This window comes from Chitinophaga deserti (genome assembly GCF_003149455.1).
Taxonomy (GTDB): Bacteria; Bacteroidota; Bacteroidia; order Chitinophagales; family Chitinophagaceae; genus Chitinophaga; species Chitinophaga deserti.
This window is the reverse complement of sequence record NZ_QFFK01000001.1, coordinates 844,161-858,146: the sequence shown is the minus strand read 5'-3', so window position 1 is coordinate 858,146 and position 13,986 is coordinate 844,161. Positions and strand designations below refer to the sequence as shown.

General features: G+C 50.1%; 12 protein-coding genes. 8 read left to right on the top strand and 4 right to left on the bottom strand.

From position 1 onward, the window contains the following. Positions 1-69 precede the first annotated feature (69 nt). Together DEV76_RS03390 and DEV76_RS03385 are read left to right on the top strand one after the other, a co-directional pair. Positions 70-1,458 carry a Gfo/Idh/MocA family protein gene (locus DEV76_RS03390; protein WP_109695391.1) on the top strand — a complete coding sequence of 463 codons (1,389 nt, stop codon included), beginning with the start codon at positions 70-72 and terminating at the stop codon, positions 1,456-1,458. A 14-nt stretch (positions 1,459-1,472) separates the two neighbouring features. Continuing rightward, positions 1,473-2,249, top strand: coding sequence for a 3-keto-disaccharide hydrolase (locus DEV76_RS03385; protein WP_109695069.1), 777 nt, complete (start codon positions 1,473-1,475; stop codon positions 2,247-2,249). Positions 2,250-2,317: 68 nt separating this feature from the next. On the opposite strand, the gene DEV76_RS03380 is transcribed toward DEV76_RS03385, so the two are convergent. Beyond that, positions 2,318-2,914 (bottom strand): superoxide dismutase, encoded by a 597-nt coding sequence (locus DEV76_RS03380; protein ID WP_109695389.1) that lies wholly within the window; start codon positions 2,912-2,914, stop codon positions 2,318-2,320. A gap of 257 nt (positions 2,915-3,171) precedes the next feature. Between DEV76_RS03380 and DEV76_RS03375 the strand changes: the two genes are divergently transcribed. The 4 genes from DEV76_RS03375 (at position 3,172) to DEV76_RS03360 (ending at position 6,886) form a co-directional block, all read left to right on the top strand. Then, entirely contained in the window at positions 3,172-3,864 is a 693-nt protein-coding gene (locus tag DEV76_RS03375) for a LuxR C-terminal-related transcriptional regulator (protein ID WP_198651927.1), read from the top strand. A 208-nt stretch (positions 3,865-4,072) separates the two neighbouring features. Further along, positions 4,073-4,282, top strand: a complete 210-nt coding sequence (locus DEV76_RS03370; protein ID WP_109695065.1) for a hypothetical protein — start codon at positions 4,073-4,075, stop codon at positions 4,280-4,282. 184 nt (positions 4,283-4,466) lie between these two features. After that, positions 4,467-5,411: an SPFH domain-containing protein gene (locus DEV76_RS03365; RefSeq protein WP_109695063.1), complete on the top strand. Its 945-nt coding sequence runs from the start codon at positions 4,467-4,469 to the stop codon at positions 5,409-5,411. 32 nt (positions 5,412-5,443) lie between these two features. Beyond that, positions 5,444-6,886 (top strand): hypothetical protein, encoded by a 1,443-nt coding sequence (locus DEV76_RS03360; RefSeq protein WP_109695060.1) that lies wholly within the window; start codon positions 5,444-5,446, stop codon positions 6,884-6,886. Between the two features lie 72 nt (positions 6,887-6,958). On the opposite strand, the gene DEV76_RS03355 is transcribed toward DEV76_RS03360, so the two are convergent. Then, positions 6,959-7,399: a nucleoside deaminase gene (locus DEV76_RS03355; protein ID WP_109695058.1), complete on the bottom strand. Its 441-nt coding sequence runs from the start codon at positions 7,397-7,399 to the stop codon at positions 6,959-6,961. Next, complete coding sequence (gene ligA / locus DEV76_RS03350) at positions 7,396-9,486, bottom strand: NAD-dependent DNA ligase LigA (RefSeq protein ID WP_109695056.1); 2,091 nt, start codon at positions 9,484-9,486, stop codon at positions 7,396-7,398. The genes DEV76_RS03355 and ligA overlap by 4 nt, the downstream gene beginning before the upstream one ends. 72 nt (positions 9,487-9,558) lie before the next feature. Here ligA and DEV76_RS03345 point away from each other — a divergent pair, with 72 nt between their 5' ends. After that, the gene (locus tag DEV76_RS03345) at positions 9,559-11,193 is read left to right on the top strand and encodes an amidohydrolase (protein ID WP_109695054.1); all 1,635 of its coding nucleotides are present in this window, start codon (positions 9,559-9,561) and stop codon (positions 11,191-11,193) included. A gap of 38 nt (positions 11,194-11,231) precedes the next feature. Next, entirely contained in the window at positions 11,232-11,936 is a 705-nt protein-coding gene (locus DEV76_RS03340; protein ID WP_109695052.1) for an NUDIX hydrolase, read from the top strand. Positions 11,937-13,144: 1,208 nt separating this feature from the next. On the opposite strand, the gene DEV76_RS03335 is transcribed toward DEV76_RS03340, so the two are convergent. Further along, positions 13,145-13,897 (bottom strand): hypothetical protein, encoded by a 753-nt coding sequence (locus DEV76_RS03335; protein ID WP_109695051.1) that lies wholly within the window; start codon positions 13,895-13,897, stop codon positions 13,145-13,147. Positions 13,898-13,986: the final 89 nt, after the last annotated feature.

Below are 13,986 nucleotides of genomic sequence, written 5' to 3'. Positions count from 1 at the left end.
CAAAAATTATTAATTAAATTGACCAATCGCGAAACCACACGTACACGTAAAATCTATAAAAGTAAAAGCATGAAGGAAATTAAAAAGAATGATTCCCGCCGCGGCTTCATCAGCAAGATGGCCATGGGAGTTGTGGGAGCTTCTCTGTTCCCGAATATCATCACCGCTGCCGATAAGAAGAGAAACCTGGAGCAACTGAAAAGGCAGAAAGATCATTACAGTGCCAACGACCAGATCCAGATCGCCCTTATTGGTGCGGGTGGTATGGGAACGGCAGATACCAATACTGCTATCTCCGTACCCGGTGTTAAGCTGGTAGCAGCCTGCGATCTGTACGACGGCCGCCTGGCTGATGCCAAGAAAACCTGGGGTAACGATATTTATACTACCCGTGATTACCGTGAGATCCTGCAGCGTAAAGATATTGATGCAGTAATCATTGCTACGCCTGACAGCTGGCATAAAGACATTTCCGTGGCAGCAATGAACGCCGGTAAGAGCGTGTATTGCGAAAAGCCCATGGTACATGACGTAAGCGAAGGCGCTGCCGTTGTGGAAGCACAGAACCGCAATAAAGGCGTTGTATATGAAGTAGGCAGCCAGGGCGTGAGCTCCCTCGGTAACGAGAAGGCCCGCCAGCTGTTGAAAGACGGTGCAATCGGTGAGCTGAACTATGCAGAAGGCTTCTGGGCACGTATGTCTCCCTTCGGAGCATGGCAGTACCCTATCCCTGCTGATGCTTCCCCTGCTACTGTGGGTTGGGATGCTTTCCTTGCCAACAACAAGAAACGCGACTTCGATCCGCTGCGCTTCTTCCGCTGGAGAAACTACCGCGATTACGGTACCGGTGTATCCGGAGACCTGTTCGTGCATCTTTTCAGCAGTCTCCACCTCGTAACCGGCTCTATCGGACCTGAGAAGATCATGGCTACCGGTGGTCTTCGTTACTGGAAAGACGGCCGTGAAGTGCCAGACGTAATGCTCGGCATGTTCGACTATCCGAAGACAGACATTCACCCTGCTTTCAACCTTTCGCTCCGTGTAAACTTTGTAGACGGTACCGGCGGCACCAACTACCTCCGCATGGTGGGTAGCGAAGGCTCCATGACTGTTGAGTGGGATAAAGTGACCCTTTTCCGTAACAAGGCTTATGCTGCAACCGACGATCCGTTGCTGCAGACTAAGAATGCACAGGCTAACGGTAAGCAGTATGTATACGAAAGGAAGCAAATGATGGACCCTGACAAGCTGATCTACGAAGCGGAAGAAGGTTACAAAGGTGCCCATTTCGATCACTTCTACAACCTGTTCAACGCTATGCGTACCAAGGGTAAAGTGGCTGAAGACGCACTGTTCGGCTTCCGTGCTGCAGCTCCCGCGCTGCTGTGTAACGACAGCTATTTCCAGAATAAGATCATGTACTGGGATCCTAAAGCGCTCAAAGTGGTTAACAAATAAAACGGTGTGATTGTATGAAGAAGATGATGCTGCCGGTATTCGCGGCTACGGCATTAGGACTGGCTTCCTGCGGGAATGCAGGTTCTGAAGGTGAGAAGAAAGACTCCGTTACCGCCGGAAGCGAAAACATCGCAACGGCGCCCGAAGTAATGAATGTATTGACCGAAGCAGAAACTGCCGCGGGATGGAAACTGCTGTTTAACGGCAGTGACCTTAACGGATGGCGGATGTATAAGGGGAAAGACGGTAAAACATGGAGCGCATTGGAAGGTACGTTGCATTGTACCGGCAGCGCTACCGATAAAAGCGATATGCGCGGCGACCTTATCACCAACGATCAATACGAAAACTTTGAGCTGGTAGCAGACTGGAAGCTGGCGCCGCAGGGCAACAGCGGTATCCTCTACCTGGTGACGGAAGAATTTGAGGCGCCTTATATGAGCGGCCCCGAGTACCAGATCATCGACGACAACAATTTCCCGGAGAAGCTGGAAGACTGGCAGAAGTCCGGTGCAAACTACGCCATGAACCCGCCTGCTAAACTGGCTGCAAAGCCCATTGGTGAGTGGAACCACACCCGCATAGTGGTGAACAAGGGTAAGGTGGAGCACTGGCTGAACGGGGAGAAAGTGGTGGAAACAGAAATGTGGACACCTGCGTGGGAGAAAGCTAAAGCAACCGGCAAATGGAAAACGTATAAGGGCTATGGTACTGCAAAGAAAGGGCATATCTGCCTGCAGGACCACGGCAGTGAGATCTGGTTCAAAAACATGAAGATCAGGCCGCTGTAAGGATGGCTAACAAAATAAAAAAGCCGGTTGTCTTATGACAGCCGGCTTTTTTTATGCGTTGGGTTCGCTTATTTGAAGCGTTTGCTGACAGCATCCCAGTTTACCACGTTCCAGAAAGCAGCGAGGTATTCTGCACGGCGGTTCTGGTATTTGAGGTAGTAAGCGTGTTCCCACACGTCTACACCGAGGATGGGGGTACCTTTTACTTCAGCTACATCCATCAGGGGGTTATCCTGGTTGGGAGTGGAAGTAATTTCAAGCTTACCGTCTTTCAGAATGAGCCAAGCCCATCCGGAGCCGAAGCGGGAAACGCCTGCAGCATTGAATTTCTCTTTGAAAGCATCGAAAGAGCCGAAAGTGCTGTTGATAGCATCGGCCAGTGCGCCGGAGGGAGTGCCGCCTGCTTTGGGAGCGAGGGATTCCCAGAAGAAAGAGTGGTTCCAGTGACCGCCACCGTTGTTACGAACGGCAGGGCTGATGCTGCCTGCAGCGGCAACCAGTTCTTCGAGGGATTTATTTTCGTTCTCAGTACCGGCGATAGCCTTGTTCAGATTGTCTACATAAGCCTGGTGGTGCTTACCGTGATGAATTTCCATCGTCATCTTGTCGAAGTGCGGTTCCAGCGCATCGGAAGCATACGGTAATGCAGGAAGGGTAAAAGCCATAATCCAATTTTTATGGGTGAAGAATTTATGATTCAATTGAGCATCAAATTTAAGCCCTGAATCCGGAATTGTCAAACCCTTTATCGTTCTGCTTGTTATACCCGCTGAGACCATGCTGCGGAGGATTTGGATATATGGCTTTTTATTTTATATTTACATAAAGGTGTTATAACATTTGCGCAGCGAATTTTTATATTCGTATAGTATTCATCGTTAGTTTTCACTATTGTTTGTTTAAAACATTCATAATGCAGGACATGGGCACAGAAAACCGCGATTCTCATGATGCACTGTTATCTGAGAATACGCAATTGAGGAGCCGGGTGGAGCATCTGGAGGCCATTATAGAAAAGGTACCGGCAATGCTGTATACGTCCAACAACTCGAAAAAGGCAGTGAATTGGTGTAACCTGCGGCTGACCGAAACCCTCGGATACAGCCAGGAGGAGGTATTCACGCTTGGGACAGATTTCTTCCGGCAGGTAACCCATCCGGACGATATGAACATCCTTGCCATCTCACAGCAGTCGTTTTCCGAACGCAAGAGTATGTTCGGCGGGGTTATGCGTGTACGCCGTAAGGGCGACGGAGAATGGTTTTGGGTGGTTGGATTAGGTGTACCTTTTACATTTGATCAGCACGGCAATGTGGTTGACGTGATATGTGTTTTCCTGGATTTCAGCAATGCGCTGGATACAGGTAACCAGATCACGGAAGCGCTGCGCGTAGTACTGCGCCGGCGGAATGAAGACGTACTTAACAAGCTGACTGCCCGTGAGAAAGACATCTTTATGCTGGCGGCCAAAGGCTTTAATAACAAGGAAATAGCGGAACGGCTGAACCTGAGCAGGTATACCGTTGAGACCCACCGCAAAAATATCCGGCTTAAATTGAAAGTCAGGAATACCCCCGAACTGGTAGCCCTCGCCCGGCAGATTGGCGTACAATAACCCTGACCCATACATGATTATCAACTTACATAGGTTCCTTTTATAATTTATAAAATCGCTACAACGCAAGTGTGATCCGGGGTTGGACTGGAAAAAATACCCAAGCTTGGGTATTTTCCGGCGTTCCAAACTCCACTAATTTAGTAGCCTGAAAAGAAAAGATACGGAGTTCATTTGGATAGTTTTTTGAGAGGTAATACTTATCGCTATGATAACCGAAGAGAAGGCGTATGATATCCTGGCCCTGGACAATAACGCCACCCCCGAGGAAATAATCGCCAGATATCAATCATTAAAGGACCAGTACAAGAAAATCAAGGAAGAGACGGCCGACCTGAAAACCCAGTTGGCATATCAGCTTAAGCAGATCGAACTGGATGACGTGTTCATATATTTCCGGAACTGTCAAAGAATATAACATAATATATTTCACGTGTACTGCCGATAATCCGGCAGTGCAGGATCATTCATTGTTTGTTAATTTCCCAAAAGCCCTTGCACCCGGTCTTACATCCTAGGTAGTTTGGAAACCCAGCTTATGCAGCATAATGATGTTCCGGTAAAGGAATTTGATTACCTTCAGGCATCAATTTCTTTATACTATGGATAACATTATTTTGTATGTAATTATCGCCCTCGCGGTCCTTATCGTACTGTCATGTTTCGTCACGGTACAACAGGGCACGGTGGGCGTTACCACTATTTTCGGTAAGTATAACCGCATACTGACCCCGGGGCTCAACTTCAAGATCCCCCTCATCGAGAAGGTCTTCAAACGGATCACGATCCAGAACAGATCCGTGGAGCTCGAGTTTCAGGCCATTACCATAGACCAGGCCAATGTGTACTTTAAGGCCATGCTGCTGTATGCCACTTACAACCAGGAAGAAGAAACCATCAAGAACGTGGCCTTCAAATTCATGGACGAGCGCTCTTTCATGCAGGCACTCGTACGTACCATCGAAGGCTCCATCCGTGGCTTCGTGGCTACTAAACGCCAGTCGGAAGTACTGGGCCTCCGTAAGGACATTACAGAGCACGTAAAGGAACAAATCGATCTCACCCTCGAGAACTGGGGCTTCCACCTGATCGACCTGCAGATGAACGATATCACCTTCGATGAAGCTATTATGCGCTCTATGGCGCAGGTAGTGGCTTCCAACAACCTCAAGGCAGCAGCCGAAAACGAAGGGCAGGCACTCCTCATCACCAAAACCAAAGCGGCAGAAGCAGATGGTAACGCCATCAAGATCGCTGCAGAAGCTGAGCGCCAGGCCGCACAGCTCCGTGGTAAAGGTGTGGCCCTCTTCCGGGAAGAGGTGGCTAAGGGTATGAGCCTTGCCGCACGTGAAATGCAACAGGCCAATATGGATACCTCTGTGATCCTCTTCTCCATGTGGGTGGAAGGCATCAAGAATTTCGCGGAAAACGGTAAAGGCAACGTCATCTTCCTCGATGGCTCTTCAGAAGGCATGGACAAAACCATGAAGCAACTGATGGGGCTCAATCAGATGATGGCTCCCGAGAATATGCAGCACAAGAAATAATAAGATCCTTTTATAAAAGCGAAAGCGGCCCATTGAGGCCGCTTTCGCTTTTTCATTTCATAGCGGTGTTTGAACATCCCATCTATCCCACTAAAGCCTTCACCGGATTTGACTTTGTAGCCCGGCATTTCAGGGATATTTTTCGGACTTATACCCCTTACACCATGCTCATTTACCGTTATCTCATTTTATCCCTGCTGGGGATCAGCCTGCTGGCCTGCCGTAAGAAAAAGGATCCATCGCCGGAACCGCCTCCCACCCCTGACACAGAAGTACCGGTCCCCGCTATCGGGCATCAGACCGGGAAGGGAATACAAAAAGGTGAACTTATTTCCATTCCTGTTGGTACGGAAGATCAGACTATCGAATACGTCGACAGCCGGTTACTCATCATGATCCCTGCCGGAACATTCTCCGGCCCTGCTACCATGACGGTGGAAGAAATTACAGACAGCTGCCAGGGTAACCTGGGCTATACCTATCGTGTTACCGCAAGCCAGCCGCTGAAGAAGCCTGTTCAACTGGCATTCGATTACCGGTTCATGGAGTTGCACGGATCGGATCACCGTTGCCTGATGGTAGCACGCCATAACAGTGACAAAGTCTGGTATGTGCAGGAGAATTATGAGCACGATGCGCCCCGCACACGCATTGTAATACAAACCAAAGAACCGGGCGACTTTACATTGATGCGTACCCTCCTTATCAGCCCCAAAGATTCCTCCCTTGTAGTAGGCGGCGAAACGGATGTGGAAGTGATGCGTGTGATACCCCTGCGCCCGCAGGAAGGAAACGGGGATGTGCTGGCACCCCTCAAACCAGTGGGTAAAGACGTTTTCACCAAAGGCATTCCCGTTATTAAAGCAGTGCCATTGGAAAGGGAACTGGTGAATAACTGGACAGCTGAAGAACTTGCTGCCATTACGGATATAGGCAATCATGCCATCTGCCATGCCAGACCGGAAAACCCCGAAGGCATGAATGCACGCATCTTTGCAAACCTGAACGCCCGCGTTACATCAGATTTTTTAATGGCTGTATCGTATACCCTGCCTATTACCGGTGATGCACTGGAGCTGAAGATTGCCAACCACAACTGGTTCTCCCTTCCGGCGCGTATCAGTGAAGTAAATGGCATGTACAGGTTGCTGTATCAACAGGGAGAGTATCATGTGATGGTTGCATGGCCCATTACTGGCAGCGGGCCCTGGAATTGGGAATCGGGGAATGCACCGCCTGCAACATTTGAAGCAGGAAATATTTATATGGGCGACCGCATGTCTTCCTGGTACATTGATCCTGTTACCGGAGAAAGAAAGCCCAGCGGAGGTATGCTGACAATTACCAGCAATGGAGGGCCCGGAGAATTTGTGGAAGGGCATTTTGTGCTAACGCATGCAGGGAGATATTATGACCTCGGGTACAGGGTATCGGAGCGCGTGGAAGGCAAGTTCCGCGTAAAGAGAATGCCCTGAGGATTTATATTCCTTCGCATTGTTGATGAAAAAACGGCGGCCCTTAAAAGCCGCCGTTGATTTTTTCTGTCATTATTTCCTTCGCCGCTGGAAGAAGTCCTTCACCATCTGCAGGCTTTCATCCCCCAGCAATCCGCTTTCCACTTTGGTTTTCGGATGAAAGGGCGATCTGCCTTCGGTAACACGGCGGTAGCCGTTCTTTTCATCTTCCGCTGCATACACAATACGGGCAATTTTGCTCCAATACAATGCTCCTGCACACATTACACATGGCTCCAGCGTTACGTAAAGCGTTGCCTCCATTAGGTATTTGGAACCGAGGTAATTGAATGCGGATGTAAGTGCAATCATTTCCGCATGCGCGGTACAATCGTTCAACATCTCCACCTGGTTGTGCCCGCGGCCAATCACCTGTCCGTTCATCACCACTACTGCGCCGATGGGTACTTCTCCCTTCTCTTCTGCCACGCGCGCTTCTTTTATGGCCTGGCGCATGAAATGCTCATCGGTCATTGTACCATATTTATGAATTCATCTTCCGTCAGAATTTTAACGGTATTTATCTTCTTTGCTTTCTCCAGTTTGCTGCCTGCATCTTCTCCTACAATGAGGTAGTTGAGTTTGCTGCTTACGCCACTGAGTATCTTGCCGCCCTGTGCTTCCACCATGGCTTCGGCATCGCTGCGTTTCAGTTTGTGGAGGGTGCCGGTAAAAAGGAAGGTTTGTCCGCTGAGGGTACCTTCTTCAGACCGGGAGCCTTTGCTGCTGGCGAGGTTCAGTCCAAGTGTTTCCAGCTTCTGCAACATGTGTATGTTGTCTTCATTCAGGAAAAACTGCCGTACGCTGCCTGCTACTTTAGGACCGATATCTTCCAGTGCCAGCAACTGCTCTTCTGTATAATTAGCGAGGTCGAGCAAATGAGACACGGAGTTGGCAAGGGTTTTGGCCGTGGTTTCTCCCACATACCGGATACCTAAGCCAAAGATTAACCGGTGCAGCGGCTGGCTCCGCGACGCCTCTATGGCAGATTGCAGGTTAGCGATCGATTTAGGGCCGAAGCCTTCCAGCTTGCTGATGGCCTCGAAGTCGAGCGCATAAATACCGGGCACATCATGAAGTAAGTTCAGTCCGTAGAATTTACGCACATTGCTTTCTCCGAGGCTCCGGATGTCCATGGCATCTTTACTGACAAAATGGATCATCCGCTCTACCACCTGCGCTTCGCAGTTGATGTTTACGCAACGCCATACGCTTTCGCCTTCCGGTTTAAAAAGCGGGTCTTTACAAACCGGGCATTCTTTCGGGAAGAGGATATCTTTTTCAGTGCCATCCCGAAGGTCGGCAACGGATTTTACGATGTAGGGGATCACATCACCGGCTCTTTCCACGAGTACGCGGTCGCCTATTTTGAGATCTTTTTCGCGGATCACGTCTTCATTGAACAGGCTTACGGAAGCCACGGTAACACCGCCAATGGGCACAGGATCGATCTTGGCCACGGGAGTAATGGAGCCGGTACGGCCTACCTGGAACTCCACATCACGGAGGATGCTGGTAGCCTGGCGGGCTTTGAATTTGTAAGCCATCGCCCAACGGGGGTGGTGCGTGGTCATCCCCAGTTTATCCTGCAGCTGGTAGTCATTTACTTTGATCACCATACCATCTATCTCATAAGGCAGATCATCGCGGTGCGCTTCAAATTCAGCACAGTAAGCGATCACGGCATCGATGCCTTTCACCGCTTTCATTTCTTTGGCCGGACTGCGGAAGCCAAGCTGCCAGAGCATATCGAGCGTATTACTGTGTGTCTGGATAGCAGCGGGTTCTTCCATGCCATCGTTCATGGTATGGAAGCTCATATGATAGAGGAACGCTTCGAGGCCGCGGCGTGCTACTTCCTGCGGGTCTACAATACGGAGTGATCCGGAGGCCGCATTGCGGGGATTGGCCAGCGGGGGCTGGTTATCAGCTGCACGCTGTTCGTTGAGGCGGGCGAAGGTTTTTTTATTGATGAGCACTTCACCACGCAGTTCGATCTGCTGAATACCGAACTTTGAGAAGTTGGCAGACAGGGGGATGGAACGTATCTGGCGGATGTTCACCGTAATATCATCTCCCTGCACCCCATCGCCACGAGTAGCGCCGCGCTCCAGCATATCGTTTTCATAAATGAGGGAAATGCTGGCACCGTCGAACTTAGGTTCTACACAGTATTCGATTTCAGTGAGGCCGGAAGCTTCCCGGTTTTTACGGTCCCAGTCGAGAAGGTCGTCTGCATTATAAGAGTTCTCGAGGCTGAGCATGGGCACGAGGTGCTGCACCGTAGGGAAGTTTTTGGTAAGTCCCTGGGCTACACGTTTGGTGGGAGAGTCTGGCGTTACCAGCTCCGGATGGTCCTGTTCGAGCTTCTTGAGCATGGCAAACAGGCGGTCGTATTCTTCATCGCTCAGCACGGGATCGTCCTGCACATAATACCGCCAGTCGCTGTGGCGGATCACCTGGCGCAGGGAATCGGCAAGTGCCTGCGGCGTGTCCGTTCTGCCGGACAGTAGCGCTTTAGCCTCATTGGCGAGCGAAATTTCAATGTCTTTGGCGTACATGATGTATCTGGATAAATCAAAAGTCTGGCGTAAATTTAAACTTTAGTTACCACGCGCGTATAATTTCTTACCATGAAACACAGCTGCCTTGTTGCACTTGCTATCCTGCTTTTTGCCTGTAAACGTAAAGAACCAACGGACCTCCTCGTCAGAAATGCTGTTATTTATACGGTAGATACCGGTTTCAGGGTAATGCAGGCCATGGCCGTGAAGGATGGTATGATTGTGGCAACTGGCTCCGATAAGGAAATGACCGAACGCTTTGCTGCTAAAGAAGAGCTGGATGCGCAGGGAGGCACCATTGTACCGGGCTTCAATGATGCACACGCGCACTTTGTAGGCTATGCTGCTTCTCTGCGGATGGTAGACCTGACCGGTGCTAAAAGCTGGGACGAAACCCTGAACCGTGTACGCGACTTTGCCGCCAGGAATCCCAAAGGCTGGATCATAGGCCGGGGATGGGATCAGAACGACTGGCCCGTAAAAGCTTACCCCGATAAATCGGCCCTCGACCGTATGTTCCCCGACCGCCCCGTGTTCCTGGAGCGGGTAGACGGGCATGCTGCATTGGTAAACCAGGCTGCCATTAAACTGGCTGGTATCACTCCGGCTTCTACAGATGGTGGCGGATCAGTGGAAGTGAAGAACGGGGCTATGACTGGTATTCTGATAGATAATGCCATTGCCGGTGTTTCCAAAATAATTCCCGATGCTGATACGGCTGCAGTGATTGCCTCGCTGCTGGCTGCAGAACGTAACTGTTTGCAGGCAGGTATAACAAGTATAACAGACTGCGGCCTGTCTCTCCCCGAAATGCGGCTGCTGGAGAAACTGCTCACTTCCAACCGGCTCAACCTCCGCCTGAATGTGATGCTCAGCGATTCCGAAGAAAACATAGACTGGATATTGAAGAACGGTCCTTATGAAAAAGGGAACCTGCTAGTGCGCAGTGTTAAGTTTTATGGAGACGGGGCACTGGGATCCAGAGGCGCCTGCCTGAAGCATGATTACGCGGATAAAGCGGGCTGGAAAGGGTTTATGAGGAAGGATTCTGCATATTTCGCAGCCATGGCTGGGTTGCTGGCCGGGTCAGATATTCAGATGTGTACCCATGCCATTGGTGATTCTGCAAACCGTATTATCTTACAGGTGTACGCCAATGTGCTGAAGGGCCGTAACGACCGGCGCTGGCGCATCGAGCATGCACAGGTGGTAGATTCTATTGACCGGCGCTGGTTCGGGGAATACAGCATCGTTCCCTCCGTGCAGCCAACCCATGCCACATCAGATATGTACTGGGCCGAAGAGCGGCTGGGCGATAAGCGCGTAAAGAACGCATATGCTTTCAGAGACCTCATGAACCAGACAGGATGGTTACCTTTGGGAACAGATTTCCCGGTAGAGCACATAGAACCCATACGTACGTTCTATGCCGCGGTAGCAAGAAAAGATACGGCAGGATATCCTACAGGAGGCTTCCAGATGGAGAATGCACTCAGCCGTTCGGAAGCTTTGAAAGGAATGACGCTGTGGGCCGCACAGGCATCGTTTGAAGAAGGCCGCAAAGGCAGTCTGGCCCCGGGGAGGTATGCCGATTTTGTTATCCTCAATCAGGACATTATGAAGGTAGCGGAAGATAAAATACCCGCAACTAAGATTATAGCTACCTATATTTACGGTAAGCCACGTTATCAGGCGCCCCGCTGATGCGCCGCATATTATTGACTATTCCACGATTATGCTGTATGCACACCAAAAACATTAACACGCACCGCATCGAGATCAGGGATTATTTCATGGCGGCTATTTCCGTCGATTGTGTAATCTTCGGTTTCGATGAAAACGAACTGAAAGTACTATTGATCAAGTCTGATCTGAAAGAGTACAAAGGCAAACCCTCTTTGCTGGGCGATATTGTGCATCCGGACGAAGATCTGGAGACGGCAGCATACCGCGTACTGCGCGACCGTACCGGGTTGGAAGATCTGTATATGGAGCAGGTGCAGGCCTTTGGGGGCATTAACCGGCACCCTGCGGGGCGTGTAGTCACTATCGCTTTTTATTCCCTCATCAACATCCAGCATGCAGAGTTAAAAACGCAGGAGAACGAGCTGCACTGGCATGCCGTGAAAGATATTCACGAGATGGCTTTCGATCATAAAGATATCCTGGATACCTGCTATCAGCGGCTTCAGGCAAAGGTGATCGATCAGCCGGTGGGCTTTAATCTGCTGCCCAAGAAGTTCTCCCTCCGCGATCTGCAGAACCTGTATGAAGCTATTCTTGATGTGAAGCTGGACCGCCGCAATTTTCGGAAGAAGTTTTTTGCGATGGATTACCTGGTGGATTTGAATGAAGAGGAAAAGGATGTGCGCCACAGGCCAGCGAGGCTCTATAAATTCAACCACGAGAAGTACAACCTGCAGCACAAAAAAAGCCTTGGTTTTTAATAGGATTTTACCTTTTTAACCGAATTTATTAAGTTGGCCTGAATCCTTTACTGTAAAGGGTTTGGGGAAGCCTTTGCCCTACAAGTGGGGTAAAGGGTATGTGATATTATTTTAGAAAAGCCGGGCGGAAAATTGTTTTTTAACAAACTTTTAATTAAGATTGTGTACGAGATACACAGTATTGCAAAAGGAGTGTATTCCCGTAAGCAGAGGCCAGATCTAAATCCAACTAATTAATCAACAGACGACATTCAGGAGAGAACCCGTGGCGTGAGCCAGATAAACTAATTATCGCCGGTATGGCGAGTTCGTCAACTCTTTATATTGCATTTTATCAAATTCCACGTTGTGATGCAGGACTCACAAGTCTTTCATTAAACAGGCTGTTTCTTACCGGACAGCCTGTTTTCATTTCAGGTATCCGGTTCCATGGTTTTGAGTATTCCCAGTAAAGTGATCCGGGGGCATATAGGCACCTCCGTGCCGGGGAAAGTATGCAATGTGGTGGCTCTGAATAAGTGGGAGGCCGGGATCAAAGGCAATTAACAGTGGAATTATTTAGCCGGGTTTTAGGGCTTGTAGCAGACGTGCACTCGCGGTGGAGACGCCTCCGTATAGGGGAATGTATGTATTGACGGTTAGGTAATCAGGTGCAATGCATCAGGCCGGAGCGGGAAGACATGGGGTATAGACCAGGTGTAACAGGGTTAAAAGCCAATTGGCTGTGGAAGTATTGGGTTGACATTTAGCCGGGTATTAGGGCTTGTAACAGACGAGAAGGTTGCGATCACCCCGCCTCCGTGGCCGGGAAAGTATGGTGTTGAGCATGGGGAGGCTGGGCAGTTGGGGAATGATGACGGGAATAAAAGACAGTTATTAGGGGGGTAATTAAGGGTTAAAAGAGGGATATAGTATGGTATTACATGCTGGTATCTATATAGTATCTATGGAGTATCTGTGTAGTAACTACGTAGTAACCTACAATTAAGTTCGGAGATGAGGTGGACATGAGGTGGACTTGATGCGGAGGTGATGTGTATTTGATCTGAAGGCAAGGTTTAGTTGGTAACAGGCCTGAAAGGCGGAAACAGGGTGCCTTCTGCTCATAGGAATGGCTTTCGGAGGGATGGCCTGCCGGGTAGATTGTGGTTCCGTATGAATTGATAATGAACTTCTTACAACAAAATATCCTTATTCATGGCTGCGGGTTATTCCCGCGGAACGGGGTCCTGACCGTTTATAGTGGGTTTGGTAGCCAGTGAAGCGTGGGGTTGCCGCTTGTTGGGGCGTGATTTGGGGGCTACCACTTCCGGGGTTACCACTTCTTCCACGGCGATGATTTCGGCGGCATTAAGCCTTCTGTCGTAGGAAACCCCGTCTTTCAGGAAGGTCCTCACCTGCAGGGTCACCAGCAAAGTTCCTTTGCCGGGTACGCTGACCGATAAATCCGCTCCTGTGAAAGGTTGCTCCAGGTCGATGTGCAGCACGTCCGCATCCATCCCTGTAACGCTGCGGGTGGTAAAGTCGATCCGGGTGGCAATGAGCTTTACTTCCATCCGTACCGCATCTCCAAAGCCCTGTAGCTTCTGCGCTGGGATATGCAGCTTACCATCCTGTGAGAAGACAGGCAGCTCGGGGAAAAACTTTTCGATCCCCGTGTGCCCGTTGAAGCGGAAGCCTTTCAGGGCAGCGTGGTTGTTCCTGCCAGCGGTTACGATGGTACTGTTGAGCCGGTTCACGGCATGGCCATCGCAGAGGATGTCGAGATCGGGCGCCAGTGCGCTGCGGATAAAGGCGCCTTTACGGCTGGCAGCGCCGAACCATTTGGCGGAACGGCGGGTATTGGCCGTTTGCCTGACGGTTTCCGGCACAGTGCGCAGGCAGGTTTTGCCGTTGCGCTCGTAGGCAATCATATTGCCCACTTTGCCTTTAAAAGTGATAACGGAAGTGATGATTCCCATGTAAGGACGATTTTGTTGTAACTGAATATACGTAAGACGCATCAGACGGGGGGCAGGGGTGTATTGGAGAATATTTAAACCCGCCGCGG